26 protein-coding genes are annotated in these 24,782 nt (G+C 68.1%); 15 read left to right on the forward strand and 11 right to left on the reverse strand.

Going from position 1 to position 24,782, the window contains the following annotated elements; genetic code table 11:
- From infB to K2X73_RS07160, 11 genes are all read left to right on the forward strand, one after another.
- Positions 1–2,006, forward strand: a 2,006-nt coding sequence (gene infB / locus K2X73_RS07110; RefSeq protein ID WP_294109480.1) for a translation initiation factor IF-2, incomplete at its 5' end; no start/stop codon positions are given.
- 2 nt (positions 2,007–2,008) lie between these two features.
- Complete coding sequence (locus K2X73_RS07115; protein ID WP_294109624.1) at positions 2,009–2,389, forward strand: glyoxalase superfamily protein; 381 nt, start codon at positions 2,009–2,011, stop codon at positions 2,387–2,389.
- Between the two features lie 2 nt (positions 2,390–2,391).
- Positions 2,392–2,772 carry a 30S ribosome-binding factor RbfA gene (gene rbfA, locus K2X73_RS07120; RefSeq protein WP_294109481.1) on the forward strand — a complete coding sequence of 127 codons (381 nt, stop codon included), beginning with the start codon at positions 2,392–2,394 and terminating at the stop codon, positions 2,770–2,772.
- Positions 2,773–2,787: 15 nt separating this feature from the next.
- Positions 2,788–3,375, forward strand: a complete 588-nt coding sequence (locus K2X73_RS07125) for a thymidine kinase (RefSeq protein WP_294109482.1) — start codon at positions 2,788–2,790, stop codon at positions 3,373–3,375.
- A gap of 31 nt (positions 3,376–3,406) precedes the next feature.
- Positions 3,407–3,688, forward strand: coding sequence for an AbrB/MazE/SpoVT family DNA-binding domain-containing protein (locus K2X73_RS07130; RefSeq protein ID WP_294109483.1), 282 nt, complete (start codon positions 3,407–3,409; stop codon positions 3,686–3,688).
- Positions 3,685–4,071: a type II toxin-antitoxin system VapC family toxin gene (locus K2X73_RS07135; RefSeq protein WP_294109485.1), complete on the forward strand. Its 387-nt coding sequence runs from the start codon at positions 3,685–3,687 to the stop codon at positions 4,069–4,071. The genes K2X73_RS07130 and K2X73_RS07135 overlap by 4 nt, the downstream gene beginning before the upstream one ends.
- Before the next feature lie 6 nt (positions 4,072–4,077).
- Positions 4,078–4,968, forward strand: a complete 891-nt coding sequence (gene truB, locus K2X73_RS07140) for a tRNA pseudouridine(55) synthase TruB (RefSeq protein WP_294109486.1) — start codon at positions 4,078–4,080, stop codon at positions 4,966–4,968.
- 16 nt (positions 4,969–4,984) lie between these two features.
- On the forward strand, positions 4,985–5,254 hold the full coding sequence (gene rpsO, locus K2X73_RS07145; protein ID WP_294109487.1) for a 30S ribosomal protein S15: 270 nt from the start codon (positions 4,985–4,987) through the stop codon (positions 5,252–5,254).
- Positions 5,255–5,483: 229 nt separating this feature from the next.
- A complete protein-coding gene (gene pnp / locus K2X73_RS07150; protein WP_294109488.1) occupies positions 5,484–7,799 on the forward strand; it encodes a polyribonucleotide nucleotidyltransferase in 2,316 nt (771 codons plus the stop codon).
- Between the two features lie 230 nt (positions 7,800–8,029).
- A complete protein-coding gene (locus tag K2X73_RS07155; RefSeq protein ID WP_294109489.1) occupies positions 8,030–8,392 on the forward strand; it encodes a metalloregulator ArsR/SmtB family transcription factor in 363 nt (120 codons plus the stop codon).
- Positions 8,370–8,858, forward strand: coding sequence for an SRPBCC domain-containing protein (locus K2X73_RS07160; protein WP_294109490.1), 489 nt, complete (start codon positions 8,370–8,372; stop codon positions 8,856–8,858). The genes K2X73_RS07155 and K2X73_RS07160 overlap by 23 nt, the downstream gene beginning before the upstream one ends.
- 23 nt (positions 8,859–8,881) lie before the next feature.
- Here K2X73_RS07160 and K2X73_RS07165 read toward each other — a convergent pair whose 3' ends face one another.
- From K2X73_RS07165 to K2X73_RS07215, 11 genes are all read right to left on the reverse strand, one after another.
- Positions 8,882–10,831, reverse strand: coding sequence for a TonB-dependent receptor (locus K2X73_RS07165; RefSeq protein WP_294109491.1), 1,950 nt, complete (start codon positions 10,829–10,831; stop codon positions 8,882–8,884).
- A gap of 36 nt (positions 10,832–10,867) precedes the next feature.
- On the reverse strand, positions 10,868–12,394 hold the full coding sequence (locus K2X73_RS07170) for a peptide chain release factor 3 (protein WP_294109493.1): 1,527 nt from the start codon (positions 12,392–12,394) through the stop codon (positions 10,868–10,870).
- A 157-nt stretch (positions 12,395–12,551) separates the two neighbouring features.
- Positions 12,552–13,424, reverse strand: a complete 873-nt coding sequence (locus K2X73_RS07175) for an aldose 1-epimerase family protein (RefSeq protein WP_294109494.1) — start codon at positions 13,422–13,424, stop codon at positions 12,552–12,554.
- A 139-nt stretch (positions 13,425–13,563) separates the two neighbouring features.
- On the reverse strand, positions 13,564–15,933 hold the full coding sequence (pheT, locus tag K2X73_RS07180) for a phenylalanine--tRNA ligase subunit beta (RefSeq protein ID WP_294109497.1): 2,370 nt from the start codon (positions 15,931–15,933) through the stop codon (positions 13,564–13,566).
- Entirely contained in the window at positions 15,930–17,018 is a 1,089-nt protein-coding gene (pheS, locus tag K2X73_RS07185; protein ID WP_294109499.1) for a phenylalanine--tRNA ligase subunit alpha, read from the reverse strand. Before pheS ends, pheT begins: the two co-directional genes overlap by 4 nt.
- 125 nt (positions 17,019–17,143) lie before the next feature.
- A complete protein-coding gene (rplT, locus tag K2X73_RS07190; RefSeq protein WP_294109501.1) occupies positions 17,144–17,509 on the reverse strand; it encodes a 50S ribosomal protein L20 in 366 nt (121 codons plus the stop codon).
- A gap of 14 nt (positions 17,510–17,523) precedes the next feature.
- Positions 17,524–17,727: a 50S ribosomal protein L35 gene (gene rpmI, locus K2X73_RS07195; protein WP_294109502.1), complete on the reverse strand. Its 204-nt coding sequence runs from the start codon at positions 17,725–17,727 to the stop codon at positions 17,524–17,526.
- A 133-nt stretch (positions 17,728–17,860) separates the two neighbouring features.
- On the reverse strand, positions 17,861–18,643 hold the full coding sequence (hisN, locus tag K2X73_RS07200; RefSeq protein WP_294109503.1) for a histidinol-phosphatase: 783 nt from the start codon (positions 18,641–18,643) through the stop codon (positions 17,861–17,863).
- Between the two features lie 54 nt (positions 18,644–18,697).
- The gene (nudC, locus tag K2X73_RS07205; RefSeq protein WP_294109504.1) at positions 18,698–19,573 is read right to left on the reverse strand and encodes an NAD(+) diphosphatase; all 876 of its coding nucleotides are present in this window, start codon (positions 19,571–19,573) and stop codon (positions 18,698–18,700) included.
- The gene (locus K2X73_RS07210) at positions 19,570–20,889 is read right to left on the reverse strand and encodes a serine hydrolase domain-containing protein (RefSeq protein ID WP_294109505.1); all 1,320 of its coding nucleotides are present in this window, start codon (positions 20,887–20,889) and stop codon (positions 19,570–19,572) included. Before K2X73_RS07210 ends, nudC begins: the two co-directional genes overlap by 4 nt.
- The gene (locus tag K2X73_RS07215) at positions 20,886–21,893 is read right to left on the reverse strand and encodes an A/G-specific adenine glycosylase (RefSeq protein ID WP_294109625.1); all 1,008 of its coding nucleotides are present in this window, start codon (positions 21,891–21,893) and stop codon (positions 20,886–20,888) included. Before K2X73_RS07215 ends, K2X73_RS07210 begins: the two co-directional genes overlap by 4 nt.
- Positions 21,894–21,962: 69 nt before the next feature.
- Between K2X73_RS07215 and K2X73_RS07220 the strand changes: the two genes are divergently transcribed.
- From K2X73_RS07220 to K2X73_RS07235, 4 genes are read left to right on the forward strand one after another with little or no spacing between them, the layout of a single operon-like run.
- Positions 21,963–22,502 (forward strand): DciA family protein, encoded by a 540-nt coding sequence (locus tag K2X73_RS07220; RefSeq protein WP_294109506.1) that lies wholly within the window; start codon positions 21,963–21,965, stop codon positions 22,500–22,502.
- Positions 22,499–23,203, forward strand: coding sequence for a thioredoxin domain-containing protein (locus K2X73_RS07225; RefSeq protein WP_294109507.1), 705 nt, complete (start codon positions 22,499–22,501; stop codon positions 23,201–23,203). Before K2X73_RS07220 ends, K2X73_RS07225 begins: the two co-directional genes overlap by 4 nt.
- Before the next feature lie 9 nt (positions 23,204–23,212).
- Positions 23,213–23,941, forward strand: a complete 729-nt coding sequence (locus K2X73_RS07230; protein WP_294109508.1) for a thioredoxin domain-containing protein — start codon at positions 23,213–23,215, stop codon at positions 23,939–23,941.
- 40 nt (positions 23,942–23,981) lie between these two features.
- Positions 23,982–24,740: a hypothetical protein gene (locus K2X73_RS07235; RefSeq protein WP_294109509.1), complete on the forward strand. Its 759-nt coding sequence runs from the start codon at positions 23,982–23,984 to the stop codon at positions 24,738–24,740.
- Positions 24,741–24,782: the final 42 nt, after the last annotated feature.

The following is a 24,782-nucleotide window of genomic DNA, read 5'->3' on the forward strand; positions in this document are numbered from 1 at the left end:
CCCCGGCGGCGACGCCCAGCGCCCCCGCGCGCCCGGCTGGCGTCGGTCCCGCGCCGCGCCGCGCGCCCGAACCCGCGCGTCCGCAGCGCGACCGCAAGAGCCAGGACGATCGCCGCCAATCGGGCAAGCTCACCGTCAACCGCGCGCTCGACGACGATGGCGGCGCGCGCGCCCGCTCGCTCGCCGCGCTGAAGCGTGCGCGCGAAAAGGAAAAGCGTCACCTCGGCCCGCGCGAGGCGCAGCCCAAGCAGGTGCGCGACGTGGTGGTGCCCGAGGCGATCACCGTCCAGGAACTCGCCAACCGCATGGCCGAAAAGGGCGCCGATCTGGTGAAGGCGCTGTTCAAGATGGGCATGATGGTGACGGTCAATCAAACGATCGACCAGGACACCGCTGAACTGCTCGTCACCGATTTCGGCCATAACGTGAAGCGCGTTTCGGAGTCCGACATCGACATCCAGCTCGACGCGAGCGAGGAAGCCGACGATCTGCTCCAGCCGCGCCCCCCGGTCGTCACGATCATGGGGCATGTCGATCACGGCAAGACCAGCCTGCTCGACGCGCTGCGCGGCACCGACGTGGTGAAGGGCGAAGCCGGCGGCATCACCCAGCATATCGGCGCCTATCAGGTGACGCTGAAGGACAAGTCGCGGATCACTTTCCTCGACACGCCGGGCCACGAAGCGTTCAGCGAGATGCGCGCGCGCGGCGCCAACGTCACCGATATCGTGGTGATCGTGGTCGCGGCGAACGACGGGCTGATGCCGCAGACGATCGAGGCGATCAACCATACCAAGGCGGCGGGCGTGCCGATGATCGTGGCGATCAACAAGATCGACCTCGACAGCGCCAACCCGCAGCGCGTGCGCGAGCGCCTGCTCGAGCATGAGGTGGTCGTCGAGGAAATGGGCGGCGACGTGCAGAATGTCGAGGTTTCGGCGCTGAAGAAGATCGGGCTCGACGATCTGATCGAGAAGATTCAGCTTCAGGCCGAACTGCTCGAACTGCGCGCCAACCCCGATCGCGCCGCCGAGGGCACGGTGATCGAGGCCAAGCTCGACAAGGGCCGGGGTCCGGTCGCGACGATCCTCGTCAATCGCGGCACGCTGAAGGTGGGCGACACCTTCGTCGTCGGCGCCGAAAGCGGCAAGGTGCGCGCGCTGGTGGACGACAAGGGCCGCCAGGTGAAGGAAGCCGGCCCCGCGGTGCCGGTCGAGGTGCTCGGCCTTTCGGGCGTGCCGATGGCGGGCGATCCACTGCAGGTGGTCGAGAGCGAGGCGCGCGCGCGCGAAGTGGCGGAATATCGCAAGGGCGTGATCAACGCCAAGCGCACCGCCCAGGCGCCGGCGAGCCTGGAATCGATGTTCTCGGCGCTGAAGGAGAAGCAGGCCAAGGAATATCCGGTGGTCGTGAAGGCCGACACCCAAGGCTCGGTCGAGGCGATCGTCGGGTCGATCAACAAGATCGGCAGCGAGGATATTCGCGCCCGCGTGCTCCATTCGGGCGTCGGCGGCATTACCGAGAGCGACGTGACGCTGGCGGCGGCTTCGGGCGCGCCGATCATCGGCTTCAACGTCCGCCCCAACGCCAAGGCGCGCGAGATCGCCGAGCGGCAGAAGGTCGCGTTCAAATATTATGACGTGATCTATGATCTGATCGACGAAATCCGCGCCGGCATGGCAGGCGAGCTTGGGCCGGAAGCGTTCGAAACCGTGGTCGGCCGCGCCGAGATTCGCCAGGTGTTCCCGGCGGGCAAGCATGGCAAGGCGGCGGGTCTGCTGGTGGTGGAAGGCGTTATCCGCAAGGCGCTGAAGGCGCGCATCACCCGCGACGACGTGATCATCTACCAGGGCGAGATCGCCTCGCTGCGCCGCTTCAAGGACGACGTGGCGGAGGTGCGCGCGGGCCTCGAATGCGGTGTGACGTTCAGCCAGAACTTCACCGACATCAAGGCCGGTGATTATCTGGAGACGTTCGAGGTCGAACTGCGCGCGCGGACGCTGTAGTGATGGGGTTCGGTGCGCCGATCCCCATCCTGCGCAGCTTCGATGAGCGGCGGACCAAGGCCTTCTACCTCGATTTCCTGGGGTTCGAGGTCGGCTTCGAGCACCGCTTCGCCCCCGATATGCCGCTCTACATGGAGGTGCGTCGGGGCGGGTGCGCGCTGCATCTGTCCGAACATTATGGCGATGGCGCGCCCGGCATGGCGGTGCGGATCGCGGTGGACGATGTGTTCGCTTATGCCGCCGAGCTGCAATCGCGCGCGTTCGAGAACGCCAGGCCCGGTGCGCCGGTGACGCAAGACTGGGGAATGATCGAACTCGGCGTCCACGATCCCTCGCACAACCGGCTGGTGTTCTACACCCCGGTAGCCGCGGCGGAGGCGTGAGCATGGGCGGTGAAGCGCGCTCGCACCGCACCTTGCGCGTCGGCGAGCAGGTGCGCCACGCCCTGTCGGAAATCCTGATGCGCGGCGAGGTGCATGATCCGGTCTTGAGCGGCGCAACCGTGACCGTCACCGAGGTTCGCATGGCGCCCGATCTGCGCACCGCGACCGCGTTCGTGAAGCCGCTGCTCGGGCGCGATGAAGCGGTGGTGCTGAAGGCGCTGCGCACCAACACCGCCTATCTCCAGAGCGAGGTCGCGCGGCGGGTGCAGCTGAAATATGCCGCCAAGCTGCGCTTCCTGCTCGATGAAAGCTTCGACGAAGGCGGCAAGATCGACGCGCTGCTGCGCGCGCCGGCAGTCGCCCGCGACTTGGGCGGGGATTGAGGGCGCTAACCCGCGGTGGCCAAGCTCTATTTCTATTATGCCAGTATGAACGCCGGCAAATCGACCACGCTGCTCCAAGCCGATTTCAACTATCGCGAGCGCGGAATGCGCACGATGTTGTTCACCGCCGCGATCGATACGCGCGCGGGGCCGGGAGTGATCGGCTCGCGGATCGGCCTGAGCGCGCCGGCGATCATGTTCGACGCGGCGACCGATCTTTACGCCTGCGTTACCGCCGACGCCGCTCCGCTCGCTTGTGTGCTGGTGGACGAAGCGCAGTTCCTGAGCGCGGCGCAGGTCGATCAGCTCGCCCGGCTGGTCGATGAGCGCCGGGTGCCGGTGCTCTGCTATGGCCTGCGCACCGATTTTTTGGGCGCGCTTTTCCCCGGCTCGGCGCGGCTACTCGCGATCGCCGATGTGCTGGAGGAGATCAAATCGGTTTGCGCCTGCGGCGCCAAGGCCACGATGAACCTGCGCGTCGACGATCAGGGCCGCGCGCTGGCGAAAGGGGCGCAGACGCAGATCGGCGGGAATGAGCGCTACGTCGCGCTGTGCCGCAAGCATTTCAACGCGGCACTGGCGGGATCGGGCGGCGGCGATTGACAGCTGCCATGGTAAGACGCATCTTACCGAGATGAACGCCCGGACGACGCTTTCGGCCAAAGGACAGGTAGTCATCCCCAAGGATGTGCGAGAGCGGCTGAACCTCGCGGTCGGCGATCGGCTGGAGATTGTCGAGCGGCCCGATGGGGTGCTGCTGCGTAAGCAGGCGCGCAAATCGGGCGAAAGTTTCGAAGCGATCGCGGCGCGAATCCGGGGGCGCGTGGCCTATCAGGGGCCGGCGGTGTCGATCGAGGAGATGGACGAGGCCCTCGCCGAAATGTGGGTGCGCGGTGGACCGCGCTGGGACGGATGAAATCAGTCGATACAAACGTGCTCGCGCGCTTCGTCGTGGGCGACGATCCGGCGCAGAGCGCCCGCGCGGCGCAGCTGCTGCAGGCGTCTTGCTTTATCGCCGACACGGTCTTGCTCGAAACCGCCTGGCTGCTCGGCTCGCGCTATGCGATGGACCGGGCGAGCGTGGCCGCGACCTTACGCGATCTGATCGACCTGCCCTCGGTCAGTGTCGGCGATGCCGATGGACTGTGCTGGGCGATCGAGCGCTTCGCGGCAGGGGCTGATTTCGCCGATATGCTCCATCTCCATGGCTCGCGCAGTGCCGATGCCTTCGTAACATTCGACCAGAAGGTCGCTCGCGTGGCAGCTGCGGCCAGCCCGCTGCCGATCGAAACGCTTTAGTCCCCGATGCACGGCTGGCTGATCCTCGATAAGCCGCTCGGGCTGGGCTCGACGCAGGCCGTCTCTGCGGTGAAGCGCGCGCTGCGATCGGGCGGCTATCCCAAGCTGAAGGTCGGGCATGGCGGCACGCTCGATCCGCTTGCGTCGGGCGTGCTGCCGGTCGCGCTGGGGGAGGCGACCAAGCTTGCCGGGCGGCTGCTCGATAGCGACAAGGTCTATGATTTCACCATCGCCTTCGGGGTCGAGACCGATACCCTCGATGCCGAAGGGCGCGCGATCGCGACGAGCGACAATCGGCCGACCCGCGCCGAGGTGGAAGCGGTGTTGCCCCATTTCACCGGCACGATCGAGCAGGTGCCGCCGGCTTATTCGGCGCTGAAGGTGGATGGCGCGCGGGCCTATGATCGGGCGCGGGCGGGGGAGACGGTGGAACTGGCGCGGCGTGCGGTGACGGTACACGCCCTCAAAATCCTCCCCGTGAACGGGGAGGATTTGGGCGCGATCACCCTCACCGCCCATGTCTCCAAGGGCACCTATATCCGCAGCCTCGCGCGTGACATCGCCCGCGCGCTTGGCACGGTCGGCCATGTCAGCTATCTGCGCCGCACCCAGGCGGGGCCGTTCGACCTGTCCCACGCGATTTCGCTGGACAAGCTCGCCGAATTCGGGCAGGCGGCGCGCCTTCAAGATTCACTCCTGCCATTGGGGGCGGGGCTGGACGGTATCCCGGCTCTTTCCCTCATGCCCGATCAGGCAGGGGCGCTCCGCCAGGGGCGGGAAGTGATCGGGCTCGCCGCCGCCGATGGCCAATATCTCGCGCTGCTGGGCGATACGCCCGTCGCGCTGATCGCGGTCACCGCCCGTGCTGGGCGCGTGCTGCGCGGCTTCAACCTGTGATGCCGAAGGAAAGACGATGTCGATTACCGCTGAGCGCAAGGAAGCGCTGATCAAGGAACATGCTCGTATCGAGGGCGACACCGGCAGCCCCGAGGTGCAGATCGCGATCCTGACCGAGCGCATCCAGAACCTGACCCAGCATTTCAAGACGCACGCCAAGGACAATCACTCGCGTCGCGGCCTGCTGATGCTGGTCAACAAGCGCCGGGCGCTGCTCGATTACCTCCGCAAGAAGGACGGGCCGCGTTATACCGACATCATCGCGAAGCTCGGGCTTCGCAAGTAACCCCAAGGGGCGGCTCCGGCCGCCCCTTTTGCATTGGCCGGGCTTCAAGCCGGGCCTTGGCTGTTTTAAGGAATTGCCGTCCGCGCGACATGGTGTCGGCGGGCAGGCGTGAGGTGGCGCAATCCGGCGCCGCCCATCGGGGACATTATCCCGCAACCGCGACGGGCCGGCTAGCCCGTCACTTGAGAGGCCCCGGCCGGCATAGGGCCGCCGGGTGGAAGGAAATCAGATGTTTGATGCAAAGAAGGTATCGATCGAGTGGGGCGGCAAGACGCTGACACTCGAAACGGGGAAGGTTGCCCGTCAGGCTGACGGCGCGGTGATCGCGACGCTCGGCGAAACGGTGGTGCTCTGCGCCGTCACCGCCGCCAAGAGCGTGAAGGAAGGCCAGGACTTCTTCCCGCTGACCGTCCATTATCAGGAAAAATTCTCGGCCGCCGGGCGCATCCCGGGCGGCTTCTTCAAGCGTGAGCGCGGCGCCACCGAGCGCGAGACGCTGATCAGCCGCTTGATCGATCGCCCCGTGCGGCCGCTGTTCCCCGAAGGTTTCTACAACGAGATCAACGTCATCGCTCAGGTGCTGAGCTATGATGGCGAGAACGAGCCCGATATTCTGGCGATGATCGCCGCCTCCGCCGCGCTCACCCTGTCGGGCGTGCCCTTCATGGGACCGATCGGCGCCGCGCGCGTCGGTTATGACGGCACCGACTATCTGCTCAACCCCACCGACACGCAGGTCGCCGCCGGCCAGCTCGATCTGGTCGTCGCCGCGACGCAGGACGCGGTGATGATGGTCGAATCCGAAGCCAAGGAGCTGTCGGAAGAGGTGATGCTCGGCGCCGTCATGTTCGCGCACAAGGCGAGCCAGCAGGTGATCAACGCGATCATCGATCTCGCCGAACAGGCCGCCAAGGATCCGTGGGAGCTGAAGCTCGCCGACGATACCGCGAGCGTGAAGGCCGAATTGAACGCGCTGATCGGCGACGATATCGCCGCTGCCTACAAGACCACGCTCAAGTCCGATCGCGCCGAAATGCTCAACGCGGCCCGCGCGAAAGCCAAGGCGGCGATGGCGGACAAGACCCCGCAGGAGCAGATGGCGGCGATCAAGCTCGTCAAGAAGCTCGAGGCGGAAATCGTGCGCGGCGCGATCCTGAAGGACGGTCGCCGCATCGACGGTCGTACCACCACGCAGATCCGCCCGATCGAGTGCGAGGTGCATTTCCTGCCCCGCGCGCACGGCTCGGCGCTGTTCACCCGGGGCGAGACGCAGACCATCGCCACCACCACGCTCGGCACCAAGGACGCCGAGCAGATGATCGATGGGCTGAACGGCATCAGCTATGAACATTTCATGCTGCACTATAACTTCCCGCCCTATTCGGTCGGCGAAGTCGGCCGCTTCGGCGCGCCCTCGCGGCGTGACATCGGCCATGGCAAGCTCGCCTGGCGCGCGCTGCACGCGGTGCTGCCGTCGAAGGAAGAGTTCCCCTACACGATCCGCGTCACCAGCGACATCACCGAGTCGAACGGCTCGTCCTCGATGGCGACGGTGTGCGGTGGCTCGCTATCGCTGATGGACGCCGGCGTGCCGATCAAGCGCCCGGTATCGGGCATCGCGATGGGCCTGATCCTGGAGGGCAAGGACTTCGCCGTCCTGTCGGACATCCTGGGTGACGAGGATCACCTTGGCGACATGGACTTCAAGGTCGCCGGCACCAGCGAGGGCATCACCTCGCTCCAGATGGACATCAAGATCGCCGGCATCACCGAAGAGATCATGCGCCAGGCCCTCGCCCAGGCGAAGGACGGTCGCGCGCATATCCTTGGCGAAATGGCCAAGGCGCTGGGCGAAGTCCGCACCGAGCTGAGCGCGCACGCGCCGCGCATCGAGACGATCACCATCGACAAGTCGAAGATCCGCGACGTGATCGGCACCGGCGGCAAGGTGATCCGCGAGATCGTCGCGACCACCGGCGCCAAGGTCGATATCGACGACGAGGGCGTGATCAAGGTCTCGTCGTCCGACGCCGCGCAGATCGAGGCGGCGATCGCCTGGATCAAGGGCATCGTCGAGGAGCCCGAGGTCGGCAAGATCTACACCGGCAAGGTCGTCAACCTCGTCGATTTCGGCGCTTTCGTGAACTTCATGGGCGGGCGCGACGGGCTGGTCCACGTCTCCGAAATCCGCAACGAGCGGGTGGAGAAGGTGAGCGACGTGCTGAGCGAAGGCCAGCAGGTGAAGGTGAAGGTGCTGGAGATCGACCAGCGCGGCAAGGTGCGCCTGTCGATGCGCGTCGTCGATCAGGAGACCGGCGCCGAGCTGGAAGACTCGCGCCCGGCGCGCGCGCCGCGCGAGGGTGGCGATCGCGGTGACCGGGGCGGTCGCGGTGATCGGGGTGATCGTGGCGGTCGTGACCGTGGCGAGCGCGGCGAGGGCGGTGGCCGTCGTCGCGAGGGCCGTGGCCCCCGTCGCGAGCGTGACGGCGACGACGCGCCGGCCCCCGAATTCGCCCCCGCCTTCCTGACGGGCGACCGCGACTAGAGCGGTTTTCGATCCGATCAAATCGGATCGCCGCTCCAGGCTTTTGTTTATCCGCGATTTCCGAGCCGGCAGGTGATTCCACCTGCCTCGAAATCGCTCTAAGCGCTTCGGCTTCGGCTGAAAAAGGAGGGGGGCTCGGGCGACCGGGCCCCTTTTCTTTGGCGCCCGCTTCCCAGCCAGCCGCTCGGTGCGCTTGCATCACCGGGCAGTCGGTTTTAATAGTGAACCATATGGTTCAGTCTTTGCCCTTGCCACTGGATGCCGCCTTCGCCGCGCTGGCCGATGCCACGCGGCGGGGCGTGCTCGAGCGCCTGGCACGCGCGGACGCTTCGATCACCGCGCTCGCGGCGCAGTTCGGGCTGACGCTGACGGGGATGCGCAAGCATGTCCGCGTGCTCGAGGCGGCGGGGCTCGTCGTCAGCGAGAAGCGCGGGCGGGTGCGCACCTGCCGGGTGAGCGGGCAGGGACTCGAAGCCGCGGCCGCGTGGATCGAGGCGCAGCGCCAGATCTGGGAAGCGCGTTTCGGGCAACTCGATGCCTTGGTCGGGGAACTCAAAAAGGAGCAGGACAATGGACACAAGCGAGACGAATGAAACGCATGTCGAGCGCCAGGGGGCGCGGGAGCTGGTCGTCACGCGGCTGGTCAACGGCCCGCTGCCGCTGGTGTTCAAGGCGTGGACCACGCCCGAGCTGTTTCGGCGCTGGTGGATACCGGCGTCGTTCGGCATCACCATTCTGGGCTTCGAAATGGATATCCGCACGGGCGGCAGCTACCGGCTGGAGATGCACCATCAGGCCTCCGGCCAGACGATGACCTTTTTCGGCACCTATCAGGAGGTGGTTCCGCTCGAACGGATCGTCTGGACCAATGACGAGAGCGAGACCGGGCCGGTCACCACCGCCAGTTTCGAGGCGCGCGGCGACCAGACATTGGTCACGGTGCGTGACCTCTACCCGAGCGAGGCAGCGCTGGACGAAGCCATCGCCTCGGGCAGCACCGGCGGCTGGAGCGAACAGCTGGCGCAGCTGGAAGAGCTGTTGCCGGCAATGGCCGGGTAGGGCGGTCGCGCGCCGGGCGCGCATCAGCGCCCGACGCGCACCCCCAGCCAGAGCACGCGCGGGGTGCCCAGATCGATGCTCCCGCCCGAATTGCGGGTGACGACGCGGGCATCTGCGAGGTTCTCGCCGCGCAGCACCAGCGAAACCCCCCGCGTGATCGGCACGTGCGCCACCGCGTCGATCGTGTTCGCGGGCGGCAGCCGGTCGGATTCCAGATCGTCTTCGAACTGCGCGCCAAGATGGCGCAGCGTGGTGCTCAGCCCCCATCCGGCGCGCGCCCAGCCGAGCGTCGCGCTCGCGGCGTGGACCGGGCTTTGCGCCGGGCGGCGGCGGTCGAGCGCGGTGCCCGGCGCCTCTACCCGCGCATCGCTATAGGCATAGCTCGCGGTGAGCGACCAGGGACCGCGCACGACGCTGAAGTTTGCCTCGATCCCGCGCGTCGCGATTGCCGGCAGGTTGCGCCGCTCGCGCAAGGTGGGGGAGAGGGTGACGTTGCCGATCGCTCCCTCCAGCCGGTTATAGAAGCCGGTGAGCCCCGCGCGCAGTGGACCGGCGGTCAGCTCCAGTCCCAGCTCGCCGCCACGCAGCCGTTCTGGCGCGAGATCGGGATTGGCACGGGTCGTCACCGGGAAGACGACGAAAGGGCGGTAAAGCTCGTTGAGCGTCGGCAGGCGGAAGCCGGTATAGCCCGCCGCGCGCACGGCGAGCGGCGACGCCACGCGCCACAACAGCCCCGCGCGCCCGGTAAGCTCGGTGCCCTCGCGCGCGGGAAAACGGGTGTCGGTGATGCCTTGCTCGCGGAAATAGCCGCCGCTGATCGTCCAGCGATCGAGCCGTACCCCGCCGGTGAGCACAAGCGCGCCCAGCGTCCAATCATCCTCCGCATAGCCGCCAAGGGTGAGTGTGCCCCCGCCCGCGGTGCGCCGGGCAGTGACCGCGCCGCTCGCCGCATAGGCATCCTCGTAAAGCTGCCCCTCGGCACCGCGCAGATCGAATCCGATGCGCAGCAGATGGTCGCGTCCGACGGGAGGGCGCAGCTCCAGCTTGCCGCCATAGCCGGTTGCCGGGGTATGGCGCTGGTCGAGCGTCAGGCGAAAGCTGGTCGCGGAGATCACCCGATTGCCGAAGTCGCGCGCCTGGAGATAGGCGATCGCATCCACCTGCCACCGCCCGCGATGGAGCACGCGCACGCTCGCATCCTGCCCCTCGGCGAAACTCGTCGCGCCCTGGAAGCGGAGCGTGCGATCATCGCGAAACAGGGTGAGCCGGCCTTGCAATTCGGTTCGGGGGCCGAGCGGGGTGACGGCGCGCGCGCTCGCGCTCCAATCCTCATAAGCAGCGCGGGCGGTGGCGGGCGCGCGCTGCTCGGGCGGCGTGGTGAAGAAACCGTCCGAGCGCTCCCATCGCCCGCCCAGCACCGCGAAGCCACGCCCAAGGCCGGGGGCGGTGGTGGCGGTGAGACGCAGGCTGTTGGAACTGCCGCCCTCCGCCGCACCGCTTACGCTGTCGAGATCGGCGCGGCCGGCGCTTTCGAGTTCGATCACGCCTGCGACCGCGCCGGCCCCGAACGGTCCGGTCCCCGCGCCGCGCGTGATCCGGACTTGGGCGAGGCTGTCCGGCACCAGTGCGCTGAACGGGATGTAACCAAAGAACGGATCGGCGATCGGCACGCCGTCGAGCAGCACCAGCGCGCGGCTGGTCGCGTTGCCGCCGAGCGCGCGCAGCGTCACCCCTTGCGCGCTGGGGTTGGCCGAGCGGCTGTCGCTGCGGCGGAATTGCTGGAACCCCGCGACATCGCGCAGCGCGTTCTCGACCCGGCCCGAGGCTTCGTCGCGGAGCCGCTCGCGCGCGATGGTGACCGCGCCATAGGCCGGGCTGCCCGGTGGCGCCCGCAGCGGCGTGCCGAGCACCACGACTTCCTCCTGCGCCAGTGCGGGGGCGGGGAGGAGCAGCAGGGCGAGGGGCGCGCGCATGATGCGCTTCTAACGATCGGGGGATGCTAAAGGCGATCAGCGTTCGCGCGTCGCCGCGAACATCACCTTGGGATAGCGATCCTGCACATAGCCCACTTCCCACGCCGATTTCGCCAGGAAGACCGGATTGCCGTCGCGGTCCTTCGCCATCGCCCCGCGGTTGAGGCTCGCGAAATGCTCCAGATCGGCCGGGCTTTCGGCGGAGACCCAACGCGCGGTATCGAACGGCGCGGGCTCCAGCCCGGCGGCGACCTTATACTCCGCCTCCAGACGCGAGATCAGCACGTCCAATTGCAGCTGCCCGACCACGCCGATGATCCAGTTGGAGCCGATTTCCGGGTAGAAAACCTGCGTCACGCCTTCCTCGGCCATGTCGTCGAGCGCCTTGCGCAGCTGCTTGGTCTTGGTTGGGTCTTTCAGGGCGACGCGGCGCAGGATTTCGGGGGCGAAATTGGGAAGCCCGGTGAAGCGCACATCGGCGCGTTCGGACAAGGTATCCCCAACGCGCAATGTGCCGTGATTGGGGATGCCGATGATGTCGCCGGGATAGGCCTCGTCGGCTAGCTCGCGATTCTGCGCGAAGAACAGGATCGGCGAGTGGATCGCGATCGGCTTGCCATGGCCGGTGGGGGTTAGCTTCATCCCCCGGCGGAAGGTGCCCGAACAGAGCCGCATGAAGGCGATGCGGTCGCGGTGCTGCGGGTCCATGTTCGCCTGCACCTTGAAGACGAAGCCGGTTACCTGGGGCGACTCGGGTGCGACGGGTGCGGGTTCGGCTGGTTGCGGGCGCGGCCCTGGTGCATGGGTGGCGAGCGCCTCGATCAGTTCGGCGACGCCGAAATCCTTGAGCGCCGAGCCGAAATAAACCGGCGTCAGGTCGCCATGCCGATAAGCCTGGGCGTCGAATTCCGGATAGCCAGCCTGTGCCAGCTCGACCGCTTCGGCGACATCCTCGGGCAGCGCGGCGCCGGCCTCCACCTTGCCCTGGAAGTTGCGGCTGTCGCCCTCGGGTCGGGCGATGGCGCCGGTCGCGAAGTTGAGGATGCCCTGGAAGGTGCCGCCCATGCCCACCGGCCAGCTCATCGGGCAGACGTCGAGCGCGAGCATGTCGGCGATCTCGTCGAGCAGCGCGAAGGGATCGCGCCCTTCGCGATCGACCTTGTTGACGAAAGTGATGATCGGCACCGAGCGCAGCCGGCATACTTCGAACAGCTTGCGCGTCTGCGGCTCGATCCCTTTGGCCGCGTCGATCACCATCACGGCGGAATCGACGGCGGTGAGGGTGCGATAGGTGTCTTCGCTGAAATCCTCGTGGCCCGGCGTATCGAGCAGGTTGAAGGTGATGCCGTCACGCTCGAAGGTCATCACCGAGCTGGTGACCGAGATGCCGCGCTGTTGCTCGATCTTCATCCAATCGGAACGGGCGCGGCGGTTTTGCCCGCGCGCTTTCACCTCGCCCGCCAGATGGATCGCGCCGCCGAAATAGAGCAGCTTTTCGGTGAGCGTCGTCTTGCCGGCGTCGGGGTGGGAGATGATCGCGAAGGTGCGGCGGGGGGAGGTCATGGCGCGTTGCGATAGCGGATTTGTGGGGCCGCGCTAGGGGGAGGACGGAGGTGCCCTCACCCAACCCTCTCCCGTAAACGGGAGAGGGCTAGAAAGAAGAGCTACCTTAAGGCCCTCTCCCGCGTGCGGGAGAGGGTTGGGTGAGGGCCTTGTTCTGCTACGCGACCAACTCCACCCGCATCGCGCACCGCCAAGTCTTGCCCGTCGCCACCTCGAACACGCCCGGCTTCTCGCGAAACTCGCCGCCAAACCCTTCCGGGTCCGCGAGCCCATGCCAAGGCTCGACGCAGACGAAGCGGGCGCCCGGCTTGGTCCACACCCCCAGCCGGGGCGCATCCCAGGCGATGTCGAGCCACGGCCCTTGCGGCGGGCCATAGCGCAGGCCGCGCGATGCGACCGGGTTCCACACCAGCGCGTCGTCCTCGAACAGGGTGTCGGCAAGCGGCAGCGTGTCGCCTTCGACCGGGCTGGGGCGAACCGGCGTGGTGCTGTAGCCCTCTGGCGTGATCCGGGTGAGCAGGCCGGGCTCGTGCGCGTCGAATACCATGCTGTGCGCCTCCCGCGCAGCGCCATAGGGCAGCGGCCAGGCGAAGGCGGGGTGGAAGCCGAAGCCCGCGGGCAGCGGGCGGTCGCCGGGATTGTGCAGGCTGATCGTCGTGGTGAGCGTCGCGTCCTCGATGGCAAAGCTCGCGTCGAGCCGGAAGGCGAAGGGGTAGGCGGCGCGCGTCTCGGCGCTGTCCTCCAGCCGAAATAGCGCTCGGTCGGCGCCGTGCTCGATCAGCGCGAAGGCGCTGCGGCGAGCGAAGCCGTGTTTGGGCATCGGATAGGCCCGACCGTCTATTACGATGCGATCATCATGGCAGCGCCCGATGACCGGGAAGAGCAACGGCGCGCGGCCCGTCCAGAAGGCGGGGTCGGCGTCGGTCATCAGCTCGCGGCCGTCCGCGTCGCGAAGCGACGACAGCTCGGCACCCAGCGGGTTGATCGCGGCGGTGAGCGCGCCGGAGGTGATCGTGATCCAGTCGGTCATCATGTTCCTCGCGCCCCCGAACCTCAGTTTGCCGTCACCCCGGCCCCCGAGCCGGAGTCCTGCTGTCTCGCGACCGAAGAAGAAGCGGGACTCCGGGTCAAGCCCTGGGTGACGGGGAAGTGGGGGCACGCGGTGGCCTCTACCCCCGCAGCACCGCCCCCAGCTTCGCCGCCGCCGTCACCACCTTGTCGGCGATCGCTTTCAGCTCGGCATCGGTGAAGCTCTTCTCGCCCGGTTGCAGCGTTACTTCGACGGCGAGGCTTTTCTGCCCTTCGGGAACGCCCGCGCCGGCGAACATGTCGAACAGCCGCGCCGCGGTGATCGCTGCCTTGTCGGCGCCCTTCACCGCGCGCACCAGCGCGTCGGCGGTAAGCTCGGCGGGCACCAGGAAGGCGAAGTCGCGCGTCACCGCCTGCAAGGCGGGCGGGGCATAGGCCGGCCGCATGAAACCGCCCGCGCCACGCTTGGCGGGGATCGCATCCAGATAGAGCTCGGCCGCCGCGACCGGCCCGCTCAGGTCGAACGCCTTCAGCGTCAGCGGGTGCAGCATCCCGAAGCGCGCGAGCACGGTCTTCGGCCCCAGCCGCAAGGTGCCCGATTGCCCCGGGTGCCAGGCCTCGCCCGCCTCGCCGAACACTTGGCAGTTGTCGACCGGCGCCCCGGCCTCGCCCAGCAGCGCGAGCGCGAGCGCCTTGGCGTCGAACGCGTCGAAGCCGCGCGCCTTGCCCTGGCGCCAGCCGCGCGGCATGGCCTCGCCCGCCAGCACCAGGCCGAGCGTCGGATGCTCGCCCTCGGCCAGATAGCGCCGGCCCAGCTCGAACAGCCGCACGCCCGTCGCGCCGCGTTTCAGGTTGCGCGCGGCGGCGCTCAACAGGCCGGGGAGCAGCGAGGGGCGCATCGCCTTCAGATCCTCGCTGATCGGGTTGGCGAGTACCCAGGCGCTGCCGCCGAACACCGCCGCTTCGCGCTCGGGGAGAAAGCTCCACGTCACCGCCTCGTTCAGCCCGCGCGCGGCGGCGGCGCGGCGGACGCGACGTTCGAGCTTCTGCTCGGGCGTCGCGGTCGGCTTGGCGACGCCGGGCACGCGGGGCAGGGGAGTCGAGGGAACAAGGTCGATCCCCTGGATGCGGACCACTTCCTCGACCAGATCGGCGGGGCCGTCGACGTCGCGGCGCCAGGTCGGCACCGTCACCTGCCAATCAGGCGCCACCGAGAAGCCGAGCGACTCCAATATCTCGCGCTGGCGATCCTCCGCCACCGCCAACCCGCCCAGCTTTTCCGCGAGCGCGGGATCATAGCCGATCGTTCGCGCGAGCGCGGGCGGCTGGCCGGCATGGGTAACGCCGCTCGCCGTACCGCCGCACAGATCGAGCACCAGCCGCGTCGCGATCGCCAGCCCGTCCTCCAGAAAGGCAGGGTCGACTCCGCGCTCAAAGCGCTGGCGTGCATCGCTGGTGAGCCCGAGCTTTTGCCCCGTGCGCGCGATCGTCTCGGGGTCGAAATAGGCGCATTCGATGAGGACATCGGCGGTGCCCTCGCTCACCCCCGAATGCTCGCCGCCCATGATGCCGCCAATGTCGTGAACCGCCGCGTCGTCGGCGATCACCGTCATCGTCGTGTCGAGCGCATAGCTCTTGCCGTTCAGCGCGACGAGGCTCTCCCCCTCGCGCGCCTTGCGCGCGACGAGCGGGCCGCTGAGCTTAGCCATGTCGTACACGTGCAGCGGGCGGCCGAGATCGAGCATCACATAGTTGGTGATGTCGACCAGCGCCGATTTGGGGTTCAGCCCCACCGCCTTCAGCCGCCGCGCCATCCAATCGGGCGCCGGGCGGTTGCTGACGCCCCGCACGGCCTGCGCGAAGAAGGCGGGGCAGCCGTCTGGATCATCGGTGCGCACATCCGGCCCCGCACCGCTCCCCTCGACCGGGCTGACCGCCAGCGGCTTCAGTGTCCCGAGCCCTGCCGCCGCCAGATCGCGGGCGATGCCGCGCACGCCCATGCAATCCTGCTTGTTAGGGGTGACCGACACGTCGATCACCGGATCGGCCAAACCCGCATAATCCGCGAACGCGGTGCCGACGGGCGCATTGGCGGGAAGCTCGATGATCCCGTCATGATCCTCGCCCAGCTGCAATTCGCGCGCGCTGCACATCATGCCATTGGATTCGACCCCGCGCACGGCGGCGACCTTCAGCACCATACCGTTCGCCGGCACCACCGCGCCCGGCGTCCCCAGCACGCCGACCAGTCCGGCACGGGCATTGGGCGCGCCGCACACGACTTGCAACGGCGCCCCCTCGCCGGTCTCGACCATCAGCACTTGCAGCTTGTCCGCCTGTGGATGGCGCTCGGCGGAGAGCACGCGCGCGATCCGGAAGCCCGCGAGCGCGGCCGCCGGGTCTTCCATCCCCTCCACCTCCAGCCCGACACGGGTCAGCGCTTCCACGATCGCCGCCAGCGGCGCCGCGGTCTCCAGATGCTCCTTCAGCCAGGAAAGCGTGAACTTCATGCGCCAACCCCTCCCGAAAGCGTCGGCACGTCGAGCACGCCAAAGCCATAATGTTTCAACCAGCGCAGATCGCCGTCGAAAAAGGCGCGCAGATCGTCCATGCCATATTTCAGCATCGCCAGCCGATCGATGCCGCAGCCGAAGGCGAAACCCTGCCACTCATCGGGATCGAGCCCGCAGGCGGCGATCACCTTGGGGTGGACCATGCCGCTGCCGAGCACTTCCATGAAGCCGCCGCCATTGCCGCCGCCGCCGATCACGCGCTTGCCGTTGACCAGGCTGTAGCTCACGTCGACCTCCGCCGAGGGCTCGGTGAACGGGAAATAGCTGGGGCGCAGGCGGAGCTGCACGTCGTCGCGCTCGAAAAAGGCGCGCAGGAAGGTCTCCAGCGTCCATTTCAGATGGCCAAGGGTGATGCCCTTGTCGATCACCAGCCCCTCCACCTGATGGAACATCGGCGTGTGGGTCGCGTCCGAATCCGAACGATAGGTGCGGCCCGGCGCGATGATGCGGATGGGCGGCTTCTGGTTGAGCATGGTGCGGATCTGCACCGGGCTCGTGTGGGTGCGCAGCAGCCAACGGCGCTCGTCGCCGGCGCGATCGGGGAAATAGAAGGTGTCGTGCATCGCCCGCGCGGGGTGCGTCTCGGGGATGTTGAGCGCGGTGAAATTGTGCCAGTCGTCCTCGATCTCCGGACCGGTCGCGACCGCGAATCCCAAATCGGCGAAGATTTCGGCGAGCTCGTCCATCACCTGGCTCACCGGGTGGATGCTGCCCATCGGCTGCGGCTCGGCCGGCAGCGTCATGTCGAGCGTTTCCGCCGCGAGCCGGGCGTCGAGCGCGGCACGATCGAGCACGTCCTTCTTGGCGGCGAGCGCGGCGGTGACGCCCTCGCGCAAGGCATGGATGCGCGGGGCGACGCTCTGGCGCTCCTCGGGGGAGAGGGCGCCCAGCGTCTTGAGCAGCGCGGTGACGCTGCCCGATTTGCCGAGCGCCTCCACCCGCACCGCCTCGATCGCCTCGGGGCTTTGGGCGGCGTCGATCCGGGCGAGCAGCGCGGCGTGCAGGGCTTCGGTGTCGGTCATGCGGGTGGTCCTGTTGCTGTGCGGCTCGAACCCCAGTTCGGGGGGCGGGGTCAAGCCTTCGGCCCAAGAAAAAGGCGCCGGTGGTTGCCCACCGACGCCTCAAATCCGTGTCGCGTGGCTGTGGCTCAGGCGGCCTGAGGCAGCGCCGCCTTCGCCTGCGCGACCAGGGCGCTAAACGCCTCGCCCTCGTGCATCGCGATGTCGGCGAGCACCTTCCGGTCGAGTTCGACGCCCGCGAGCTTCAGCCCGTGCATGAACTGCGAGTAGGTGAGGCCTTCGGCGCGCACGCCGGCGTTGATGCGCTGGATCCACAGCGCCCGGAACGAGCGCTTCTTAACCTTGCGGTCGCGATAGGCATACTGCCCGGCTTTCTCCACCGCCTGGCGGGCGATGCGAATCGTGTTCTTGCGGCGGCCATAATAGCCCTTGGCCTGATCCAGGATCCGCTTGTGCTTGGCGTGGGTGGTAACACCCCGTTTCACGCGTGCCATTTACTGCGTCTCCCTCAATTCAGGCCGTAAGGCGCCCAGGCCTTCACGGTCTTGGTGTCCGCGTCCGACAGCACGCTGGTACCGCGATTCTGGCGGATATACTTGGCGTTGTGGCTGATCAGCCGGTGGCGCTTGCCGGCGACGCCGTGCTTGATCTTGCCGGTGGCAGTGATCTTGAAGCGTTTCTTCACACCGCTCTTGGTCTTGAGCTTGGGCATTTTCGTCTCCTGTACTGTCGCGACGATTACGAACGGCCACGGCAGCCCAGATTCGCCGGTCCGTTCCTCGAATATCGCGGGAAGCGTGCGCCGTTAGTCGAAACGCGCGGGAAAGGCAAGGGTAGGGGTAGCGTCAATGGCCCCGGCAGGCGAGGCTTTCGACGATTTCCTCGATCCGCGCCGGGTCACCCGCCGCGATCACCTCGCCGCGGCTATTCTCGGTCAGCGGATCGCCCGACCAGTCGCACATCCGCCCGCCCGCGCCCTCGACCACCGGGACGAGCGCCGCGAAATCATGGAGCTTCAGCCCGGCTTCGACGACGATGTCGCACCAGCCGCTGGCGACCGTGCCGTAATTATAGCAATCGCCCCCCAGGATCGTCGAATAGACCTTCGCATCAAGATGCTCGAAGGCGTGGAGCTGATCGTCGTTGAACAGGGCGGGCGAGGTGGTCGCGAGCAGCGCCTCGCCGAGCGCCGCGCAGGGCCGGGTTTCGGTGGGCTTGCCGTTGAACAGAGTCGGTCGGCCTGTCACCCCTAGCCAGCGCTCGCCGAGGATCGGCTGGTCGATCACGCCGAGCAGCGGCCAGCCTTCCACCACCAACGCGATCAACGTGCCGAAGATCGGTCGCCCGGCGATGAAGGCGCGGGTGCCGTCGATCGGATCGAGCACCCAGGCGCGCCCCGACGAGCCCGGCTTGGTGCCATATTCCTCGCCGATGATCGCGTCATCCGGGAAGCGTGCCTCGATCAGCCGGCGGATCGCGGCCTCGGCCTCGCGATCGGCGAGCGTGACGGGGGATTGATCGCCCTTTACCTCCAGCCCATGGGCGGCGCGGAAATAGGGGCGGATAACGCTGCGCGCCGCCTCGGCGCAGCGCTCGGCAAGCTCGATCTCGGCGTCGGTGATGCGCATGGCGCGGGCTTTAGGCGGCGCGCGGCGGCGAGGCAATGCAGGTGGCGATCCGGCTTAGCCGGCTTCCGCCCAGGCGGTCAGCAGCGTGTGGGCGATGGCATAAGGCGGCGGCGCCAGGAAGCGCGCGCCCGGATCGCCGGCGAGCGCCGCGCGCACTTCGTCCCGCGTCGCCCAGAAGGCATCCTCCAATTCCTGCGTGTCGAGGGTGATCGCGTCGTCCTCGGCCGCGCCGACGCACGCAATCATCAGCGAACTGGGGAACGGCCAGGGCTGGCTGGCGATGTAGCGCACGCCCGAGACACGTACGCCCGCCTCCTCGAACAGCTCACGCGCCACCGCTTCCTCGATCGACTCGCCCACTTCCAGAAACCCGGCGAGCGCCGAATAGCGCCCCTTGGGCCAGGCGGGTTGACGACCGAGCAGGCAGCGGCCCTGATGCTCGGCGAGCATGATCACCACCGGATCGACGCGCGGGAAATGCTCGGTCCCGCAGCCATCGCAGCGCCGCGCCCAGCCGGCGCGGAACATCGCGGTCGGCTGACCGCAATTGGCGCAAAAGCCGTGGCGGCCGTGCCAATCGAGCAGGCTGCGCGCGGCGGCATAGGTCGCCGCTTCGCCCGGCGCCATCGCCCCCAGCATCGCGAACAGCCGCAACGATCGACCCGGCGGCACGCGCGCGCCGGGCACCAACGCCGCGAAATGCGGCCGCTCGCGCTCGCCGAGGCCGAGCAGCACCAGCTCGGCGCCGTCGGGCGCATCGGCGAGGCTCGTCCAGCTCAGCCGGCCCTCGCCGTCGAGCACGGGATCGAACGCATCGAGCACCAGCAGCCGCGCGCGCCAATCGCTCTGCGCCGCCGCGAGCGCCTCGGCATCGTGGCGCAACCGGTCGGCACGATCGAGCGTGCCGCCGGTAAAGCCGGGCGCGATCACCGCGCGATATCGGCGTAGAACGCCTTGCTGAAATCGCTGCGCAGCGGCCAGCGCTCGCCGGGGATGTAGTTCACCATCACCGTCACCCGCAGCTGCCGCGCGCGATCGACCCAGGCGATGGTACCGGCGGCACCACCCCAGCCATAAGTGCCCTTGCTCGGGCCGCCGGGAATATCGACCAGATAGACCGAGCCGCCCGCGCCAAAGCCCTGCGACGGGCCGGGCGCGCCGCCAGTGTTGGGCACCGCGCCGGGATAAGTGACACCCGCCGGCAGCAGGTTCGATAGCGCCAGCGCGACCGTCTGCGGCTTCATTACCCGCGCGCCATCCAGTTCGCCGCCATTCTGGAGCATGTGGAGAAAGCGGTCATAATCCGCCGCCGACATCACCAGCCCTGCGCCGCCATAGGGGAAGCTCGGCGGCTGGAGATAGGCGCTCTGTGCGCCGGGATCGATCGGAATCGGGTTCTCGCCGAAGAAAGCATAGCCGGTGATCAGCCGGCTCGCGTCAGCCGCCGGCACCTGGAAATAGGTGCTGTTCATCTTCAGCGGGGTGAAGATGCGGGTTTGCAGGAAGCTGTCGAACGGCATCCCGCTCGCCTTCTCGATCACCGCGCCCAGCACGTCGAGCCCGATCGAGTAGCTCCATTTGGTGCCGGGCTCGGCGATCAGCGGCAGTGTCGCGACGCGCTCGGCGAAGGCTCGCAGACTCGGCGGGCGGACCTTGCGCGCCTGAACCTCGGCGCCGACGGTGCTGGTGAAGGGGGTGATACCGTTCTTCTCATACTCCGCCAGCAGCGGCCCCTTGGTGACGATGGTATAGCCGAGGCCCGCCGTGTGCGTCATCAGATGGCGCACCGTGATCTGGTTCTTGGCGGGCACCGACTCGAGGCTTTTGTCGGGATCGGTCAGCACGCGCATATTCTTGTAAGCAGGGAAGAAATCGCTGATCGGCTGATCGAGCTTGAGCTTGCCTTCCTCGATCAGGATCATCGCCGCCATCGCGGTGATCGGCTTGGTCATCGAATAGACGCGCCACAGCGTGTTCTCGTCGGCGGTCGGGGCGGCGCCCTCGAAGCTTAGTTTGCCGGCCTTGAGGATCGTGGTCGTCTGCCCCAGTCCGATGGCGGCGACGACGCCCGGCGCGCGGTTCTGGCGGACATAGCTGTCGACGACGCCCCGCGACTGCGTGAGCGCCGCGGGGGCGGGTACCGGCGCGCTCTGGCGCAGCGCCTGGCGCGCCTCGACCGCCACCAGGGGCAAAGCGACCAGCGGCAGGGCGAGGGCGAGCGTGCGGACGGTGAAACGGCGGGTCATTCTTGTCTCCTCAGCGCGGCGGCCTTGGCGAAGACCGTCGGCAGCCCGGCCGAGTCGAGCGCGTCGATCGGCCACCACTCGGCGGTTGATGGCAAATCGGGCGGCCTCTCCGCAAGCGTCGCGACGGCGAGCGACAGATCGAGCCGGAAATGGGTGAAGACATGGCGCGCCGGGGAGGGGCGCACCGCCCAGGTGACCGGCACCGGCGCGGCAGCAAGGCCGGGCGGCGCGGCCTCCCACGGCCCGGTCGGCAGCGCCCGCATCCCCCCGAGCAGCCCCTTGGGCGGGCGTCGTACCAGCAGCACCCGGCCGGCATGTTCCAGCCAGAAGGCGGTGCCGTAACGCTGCGGCTTGGCGGCCTTGGGCTGCTTCACCGGATAGCGCTCGGGCGCTCCTTCGGCGCGGGCGGCACAGGCGAAAGCGAGGGGGCACAGCGCGCAGGCCGGCGCGCGCGGCGTGCAGAGCATCGCGCCCAAGTCCATCATCGCCTGTGCGAAATCGCCCGCGCGCTCGTTCGGCGTGGTCCGGTCGGTGAGCGCGCGGATCGTGGGCTTGGCGGCGGGGAGCGGCTCGGCGCAAGCGAACAGGCGGGTGACGACCCGCTCGACATTGCCATCGACCACCACCGCGCGCTCGCCGAAGGCGATCGCGGCGATCGCGGCGGCGGTATAGTCACCGATCCCCGGCAACTCGCGCAGCCCTGCCTCGTCGCTTGGGAAACCGCCCCGCGCCGCCACCGCCCGCGCGCACGCCAACAGGTTTCGCGCGCGGGCATAATAGCCGAGCCCTGCCCAGGCGGACATCAGTTCGGCATCCTCCGCCCCGGCGAGCGACTCCACGCTCGGCCAGCGCGCGACGAATTCGGCGAAGCGCGGGCGGACGGTCGCCACCGTCGTTTGCTGGAGCATCACCTCGCTCAGCCAAACCCGGTACGGATCGGGCCGCGCGCCACCGCGCACCCGCCACGGCAGGTCGCGCGCATGGATATCGTACCAGGCGAGCAGGGCGGGGGCGATGCTGGCGGGATCAAGCGGCTTGGCGGGCACGGGGGCGCTATGGCATGAGGCAGGGCGATGAGCAAAAGCGGCGGCAATCTTAAGGCGATCGATCCCGCCCGGGGCGGGCCGGCGCGCGCGCTCGCCGATCTGCTGCCGCAGGTGGGGGGGGCCGCCTTCCGCAAGTTCGGCTTCGTGCAAAGCTCCGTTGTCAGTCGCTGGGGCGAGATCGTGGGGCCACGCTTCGCCGCTGTCTCGGTGCCCGAATCGATCCGCTTTCCGCGCGGGGCAAAGCAGGGTGGGACGCTGCATCTGCTGGTGCGCGGAGCGCATGCGCCGATGATGCAGCATATCGTGCCCGAGATCATGGAGCGGGTGAACCGCTTCTTCGGATACGAGGCGGTCGCCAAGGTCGCGATCCGTAGCGGGGAGCTGCCGGCCAAGCCCGCGCCGACCCCCGCGCGACAGCTCCGGCCGGTGCCGCTCGAAATGGGAAACAGTCTGCGCGCGATCGCCGACCCCGAGCTGCGCGCGGTGCTCTCGGCGCTTGCGGCGGGCGTCGCGACCAGCCAAGGCGCCCCGGTGATCGAGTCGAGCAAGCGGGAAATCCAGGAATGATCTTTCGGTTCGGGGTGCTGGCGGTGCTCGCCGGCGGGATGGCGCTCGCGGCGCCGGCGGCGAAGAAGCCGGTCGCTAAATCGGCGGCCGCCAAGTCCGCCACGACGACGGTGGCGACCACGCGCACTCCCGAGGGCTATTTCGTGCGCGGCGACCCGGCGGCGAAGCTGAAGCTGGTTGAATATGCGAGCTTCACCTGCCCGCACTGCGCCGCTTTCTCGCGCGAGGCGAAGGACGCGCTCGCGCCGCTGATCGCTTCGGGCAAGGTCAGCCTTGAGCTGCGCCCCGCGCTGCGCGATCAGCTCGATCTCGCCGCCGCGATCGTCGCGCGCTGTGTCGGACCGCGCCGTTATTTCGAGGCGGTCGACACGATCTTCGCCGAACAGTCGAGCTGGTTCGACAAGGGCGCCACCTTCGCCCAGGGCGAGGGCACGAAGCTGAAGGGCTCGCTCGGAGAGCGGCTGCAGAAGCTCGCCGATGCCGCCGGCCTCAGCGCGATCGGCGGCCGTTATGGCGCGACCCCGGCCAAGCTCACCGCCTGCTTCACCGATCGCGAGGCGAACCAGAAGCTCGCCGATCAGGCGCAGGCCGCGTGGCAGAAGATTTCGGGCACGCCGAGCTTCTTCATCGGTGACGACAAGCTGAAGGCGGGCGATTGGGCCACGCTCGAGCCGCTGCTCAAGGCAAAACTCAAGGGTTAAGGAGGCAAGATGCGCAAGGGGCTGATACTGAGCGGGGCGATCCTGCTCGCGGCATGTGGCCAGCAGGGCACCACCGGCGGCACCACCGCGACCGCTGCCGCGCCCGTTGCCGGCAAGGCGCCGCCCGCGGGCAAGCAGTGGACCGAAGTGGTGAGCGCGACCCCCGAGGGCGGCTATCGCATGGGCAACCCCGACGCGCCGCTGAAGCTGATCGAATATGGCTCGCGCGCCTGCCCCTATTGCGCGAAGTTCGACGCGGAAGGTTACCCCGCGCTCAAGGACGGGCTGATCAAGCAGGGCAAATTGTCATACGAGTTCCGCGACTATCCGATCCACGGCGCGCTCGATCTGGCGCCGACCCTGCTCGGCCACTGCGTCGACCCCGACGCCTTCTTCCCGATGCTCGACCAGATGATGAGCAACCAGCAGACACTGCTCGCCAATGCCGAGCAAGTGGCGCGCGGCCTGCAGGGCCAGCCCGCGCCGCAGACCGCGCTCGGCTTCGCGCAAGGGCTCGGCTATCTCGATTTCGTCAAGCAGCGCGGCCTGCCCGAGGCCAAGGCGCGCGCCTGCCTCGCCGACCAGAAGGCGATCCAAGCGATCGCCGATCGTTATCAGGCGGCGAACCAGCAATATAATGTAAGCGGCACCCCGACCTTCATCCTCAACGGCCGCAAGCTGGAGAATGTGGGCGATTGGGCGCAGCTGCAGCCGGCGCTGAAGGCGGCGGGAGGTTGAGGGGGGGGGCGACTTTGCGGGAGAGGTCGGAGCGCTCGCGGTGCTGACTGTCGCACTTTTCTCGGTAGCGAGCGGGTCGGTCGCTGCCACCCCTGCTAATTTCGCCGCAATCGTTCGGGAGGAGACTGCCCGTGTGGTCGTGGCTGACTTGCCGAGTGAGCCACGCCGCTTCCGCTTCAAATGCCGCACTGCCGTCTTTAAGGCGAATCCACGGTTCTACGCGCCGCCGCTCTGTGTACCCGATGCAGCCGACAAGGTTAACGACCCGGCTCAGCTAGACGCTGTCGCGGCAGCGGAGTTGGCGCGCCCGTTGGTCACTGCGGAAGACCGGCTTCGCCGAACCGCTTGGCTTCGCGTCGCCGTGTTGAATGACACGTCCGACCTTCCGACCGCCAAGGCGCGGCTGTTCACGGTAGAAGAAAGCATCAGTGTGGCGGACATTCCTGCCCGATTAGAACCGCGCGCCACGGTCAAGATGTCCGACGTGACGTTAACAGCACCGCTGCGCATCACGCTTTCGCCTCGGACGTTGCGGCATGGCGACGGGGCGCATTTTCGGTTCGCCTGCCGCGTGGGGAGCGACGTCCTCGACTGCCGATCCGTCGATCCGCTTGATCTGTCGAACCCGCAGGATGTTGACGGCGACCTCTCCAGTCGCGTGCGCGGTTTGTTCTTCACCCTGCGCGACGCGCAGGAGGGGCTTGCGGCTGCTCGGGTGGCGCCCCGCCTGACAAACGGTGAATCGGCGGAGGGCGTCGACGTGATGCTCGGCGTAAACTTAACAATTGGCGAGCAGTGACGTGGCCAAATCCTTTGCCTCGTGCAACCGCTCAGACCGCGA

Origin of the sequence: Sphingomonas sp., assembly GCF_019746665.1 — a bacterium.
Lineage (GTDB): Bacteria > Pseudomonadota > Alphaproteobacteria > Sphingomonadales > Sphingomonadaceae > Sphingomonas.

Bases quoted from the DNA above. Each gene is read 5' to 3' on its own strand.
- K2X73_RS07115 (WP_294109624.1), top strand. From the start codon at position 2,009: ATGGGGTTCGGTGCGCCGATCCCCATCCTGCGCAGCTTCGATGAGCGG.
- rbfA (WP_294109481.1), top strand. From the start codon at position 2,392: ATGGGCGGTGAAGCGCGCTCGCACCGCACCTTGCGCGTCGGCGAGCAG.
- K2X73_RS07130 (WP_294109483.1), top strand. From the start codon at position 3,407: ATGAACGCCCGGACGACGCTTTCGGCCAAAGGACAGGTAGTCATCCCC.
- K2X73_RS07135 (WP_294109485.1), top strand. From the start codon at position 3,685: ATGAAATCAGTCGATACAAACGTGCTCGCGCGCTTCGTCGTGGGCGAC.
- truB (WP_294109486.1), top strand. From the start codon at position 4,078: ATGCACGGCTGGCTGATCCTCGATAAGCCGCTCGGGCTGGGCTCGACG.
- rpsO (WP_294109487.1), top strand. From the start codon at position 4,985: ATGTCGATTACCGCTGAGCGCAAGGAAGCGCTGATCAAGGAACATGCT.
- pnp (WP_294109488.1), top strand. From the start codon at position 5,484: ATGTTTGATGCAAAGAAGGTATCGATCGAGTGGGGCGGCAAGACGCTG.
- K2X73_RS07155 (WP_294109489.1), top strand. From the start codon at position 8,030: ATGGTTCAGTCTTTGCCCTTGCCACTGGATGCCGCCTTCGCCGCGCTG.
- K2X73_RS07160 (WP_294109490.1), top strand. From the start codon at position 8,370: ATGGACACAAGCGAGACGAATGAAACGCATGTCGAGCGCCAGGGGGCG.
- K2X73_RS07165 (WP_294109491.1), bottom strand. From the start codon at position 10,831: ATGCGCGCGCCCCTCGCCCTGCTGCTCCTCCCCGCCCCCGCACTGGCG.
- K2X73_RS07170 (WP_294109493.1), bottom strand. From the start codon at position 12,394: ATGACCTCCCCCCGCCGCACCTTCGCGATCATCTCCCACCCCGACGCC.
- K2X73_RS07175 (WP_294109494.1), bottom strand. From the start codon at position 13,424: ATGACCGACTGGATCACGATCACCTCCGGCGCGCTCACCGCCGCGATC.
- pheT (WP_294109497.1), bottom strand. From the start codon at position 15,933: ATGAAGTTCACGCTTTCCTGGCTGAAGGAGCATCTGGAGACCGCGGCG.
- pheS (WP_294109499.1), bottom strand. From the start codon at position 17,018: ATGACCGACACCGAAGCCCTGCACGCCGCGCTGCTCGCCCGGATCGAC.
- rplT (WP_294109501.1), bottom strand. From the start codon at position 17,509: ATGGCACGCGTGAAACGGGGTGTTACCACCCACGCCAAGCACAAGCGG.
- rpmI (WP_294109502.1), bottom strand. From the start codon at position 17,727: ATGCCCAAGCTCAAGACCAAGAGCGGTGTGAAGAAACGCTTCAAGATC.
- hisN (WP_294109503.1), bottom strand. From the start codon at position 18,643: ATGCGCATCACCGACGCCGAGATCGAGCTTGCCGAGCGCTGCGCCGAG.
- K2X73_RS07210 (WP_294109505.1), bottom strand. From the start codon at position 20,889: ATGACCCGCCGTTTCACCGTCCGCACGCTCGCCCTCGCCCTGCCGCTG.
- K2X73_RS07220 (WP_294109506.1), top strand. From the start codon at position 21,963: ATGAGCAAAAGCGGCGGCAATCTTAAGGCGATCGATCCCGCCCGGGGC.
- K2X73_RS07225 (WP_294109507.1), top strand. From the start codon at position 22,499: ATGATCTTTCGGTTCGGGGTGCTGGCGGTGCTCGCCGGCGGGATGGCG.
- K2X73_RS07230 (WP_294109508.1), top strand. From the start codon at position 23,213: ATGCGCAAGGGGCTGATACTGAGCGGGGCGATCCTGCTCGCGGCATGT.